This window comes from Sphingomonas abaci (genome assembly GCF_014199625.1).
Lineage (GTDB): Bacteria > Pseudomonadota > Alphaproteobacteria > Sphingomonadales > Sphingomonadaceae > Sphingomonas > Sphingomonas abaci.
The window spans coordinates 1-2,492 of record NZ_JACHNY010000033.1 but is presented as its reverse complement, the minus strand read 5'-3'; the positions used below and the strand labels follow the sequence as shown (position 1 = coordinate 2,492).

Annotated in this window: 2 protein-coding genes; both read right to left on the bottom strand. The window is 64.0% G+C overall.

Going from position 1 to position 2,492, the window contains the following annotated elements; genetic code table 11:
* Positions 1-88 precede the first annotated feature (88 nt).
* The gene (gene istB, locus GGQ96_RS21020) at positions 89-868 is read right to left on the bottom strand and encodes an IS21-like element helper ATPase IstB (protein ID WP_184117185.1); all 780 of its coding nucleotides are present in this window, start codon (positions 866-868) and stop codon (positions 89-91) included.
* A complete protein-coding gene (gene istA / locus GGQ96_RS21015) occupies positions 858-2,381 on the bottom strand; it encodes an IS21 family transposase (protein ID WP_184117184.1) in 1,524 nt (507 codons plus the stop codon). The genes istB and istA overlap by 11 nt, the downstream gene beginning before the upstream one ends.
* Positions 2,382-2,492: the final 111 nt, after the last annotated feature.

Sequence of the window (2,492 nt, the reverse complement as noted above, 5' to 3'; positions counted from 1 at the left end):
TGTTGATTTTCACTGAGAGTTGACCCGGCGTTTTCATCGAGAAGTGACCCGGGTCGTGGGGGTAATGTCAGGCCCGCGGGTTTGCGGGTCAAGTCGCGGCCTTCTCCTTTTTGGGCTTACCGGCCTCTGACCTGACGCGGAAACGGAAGCTATCGTTGCCGGTCTCGACGATGTGGCAATGGTGGGTGAGGCGGTCGAGAAGCGCGGTGGTCATCTTGGCGTCGCCGAAAACCCCGGCCCACTCGCTGAAGCTGAGGTTCGTGGTGATGATGACGCTGGTCTGCTCGTAGAGCTTGCTGAGCAGGTGGAACAGCATGGCGCCGCCCGAGGGACTGAACGGCAGGTAGCCCAACTCGTCGAGGACGACGAGGTCGAGACGGAGCAGGCGCTCCGCAAGCTGCCCGGCCTTGTTCATGGCCTTCTCCTGCTCGAGCGCATTGACCAGGTCGACGGTGGCGAAGAAGCGAGCTTTTCTGCGGTGGTGCTCGATGGCCTGCACGGCGAGCGCGGTGGCGATATGCGTCTTGCCGGTGCCGGGGCCGCCAATCAGGACGACGTTGTCGGCACCGTCGATGAAATCGCCTTGATGAAGCTGACGGACCATAGCCTCGTCGACCTCGGCGGTGGTGAAGTCGAAGCCGGTCAGATCCTTGTACGCCGGCAGCTTCGCTGCCTTGATCTGATAGGCGATGGATCTGACCTCGCGTTCCGCCATCTCGGCTTTCAGCAGCTGGGACAGGATCGGCACGGCCGCATCGAAGGCCGGTGCGCCCTGTTCGATGAGGTCGCCGACGGCCTGTGCCATGCCGTGCATCCGCAGGTCGCGCAGCATGACGACGACCGCGGCGCTGGCGGGGTCATGACGCATGGCGCACCTCCTTCATCAGCGTGTCGTAGCGACCGACATCGGCCTGGGGTTCACGGCGCAGGACGAGCGCCTGGGGCGCATCGATGGGCATGACGCTGGCGGTCTTTCCATCGACTAGCCGGTGCAGGATGTTGAGGATGTGGGTTTTGGTGGCGACCCCGGCCTCGAGCGCTAGTTCGACCGCGCATAGCACCGCCTGTTCATCGTGCTGGAGCACCAGCGCCAGGATATCCACCATTTCCCGGTCACCGCCCGCACGCCTGAGCAGCTGTTGGCGCAATTGCCGAAAGGCGTCGGGCAACTCGATGAAGGGCGCACCATTGCGCATGGCACCCGGCTTGCGCTGGACCACTGCCAGATAGTGCCGCCAGTCGTAGATGGTCCGCCCCGGCGAGCGGTGCGTCCGGTCGATAACCCGGGTGTGTTCGCACACCTTCTGCCCCTCGGCGACCACGACGATGCGGTCGGGATAGATCCGCAGGCTCACCGGCCGGTTCGCGAAGGAAGCAGGGACGCTGTAGCGGTTGCGGTCGAAATGGACGAGACAGGTTGGCGACACCCGTTTGGTATGCTCGACGAAGCCGTCGAACGGGCGCCCAGGTTTCATCAGGTCCGGCACTTCTTGCGCCCATATATCGGCGACGGTGCCGGGAAGGTTGCCGTGCGGGATCTGCGCCCACTCGGCGATGCACTGCTCCTCGAGCCATGCATTGAGGGCGTCGAGATGAGGAAATGCGGGCAGCCGCTGCCACAGGCGGCGACGCGCATCCTGGACGTTCTTCTCGACCTGTCCCTTCTCCCAGCCGGACGCCGGATTGCAGAACTCCGGCTCGAACAGATAGTGGCTCGCCATCGCTGCGAAGCGCGCGTTGACCTGTCGCGCCTTACCCGTGCCGATACGGTCGACCGCCGTCTTCATGTTGTCGTAGATCCCGCGCCGCGGCACCCCGCCCAGCACCCGGAAGGCATGCTGGTGCGCATCGAACAGCATCTCGTGCGTCTGGAGCGGATACGCCCGCACGATGAACGCCCGGCTGTGCGACAGCTTGGTGTGCGCTGCCTGCAGCTTCACCCGTTCGCCGCCCAGGATGGCCCAGTCCTCGCTCCAGTCGAATTGAAAGGCTTCGCCGGCCATGAATACCAGCGGCACGAACGTGCCCCGGCCCGTCGTCTGCTCCTGGACCTGACGGTCCGCCTTCCACGCCCGGATGAAGGCCGCTACCCGACTGTAGGACCCGTCATAGCCCAGCACGACCAGGTCGGCATGGATCTGCTTGCCCGTGCGTCGTTGCTTGCGCGACCTGCTTGCTTCCGTCTTCAACCATCCCGACAGCTGGTCGGCAAACGGATCCAACTTGCTCGGCCGGTCGACCATCTCGAACTTCGGCTCCACCGCGTCCGACCGCAGGTATTTGCGGATCGTATTGCGCGACAGCCCCGTACGTCGGGTTATCTCCCGGATCGACATTCCGTCCCGGAATGCCCAGCGCCGGATGACGCTCAGTAACGCCATGTCTATCACTCCTTGACCCCCCGACAGCACGCCGGGGTGAGGTTGAGACACGGGTCACTTCTCGGTGGAAATTTATGCCTTCGCCGGGTCAGCTCTCAGTGGAAATCAACA

Excerpts from the sequence above, each read along its gene's own strand:
- istA (WP_184117184.1), bottom strand. The coding sequence starts at position 2,381 with ATGGCGTTACTGAGCGTCATCCGGCGCTGGGCATTCCGGGACGGAATG.
- istB (WP_184117185.1), bottom strand. The coding sequence starts at position 868 with ATGCGTCATGACCCCGCCAGCGCCGCGGTCGTCGTCATGCTGCGCGAC.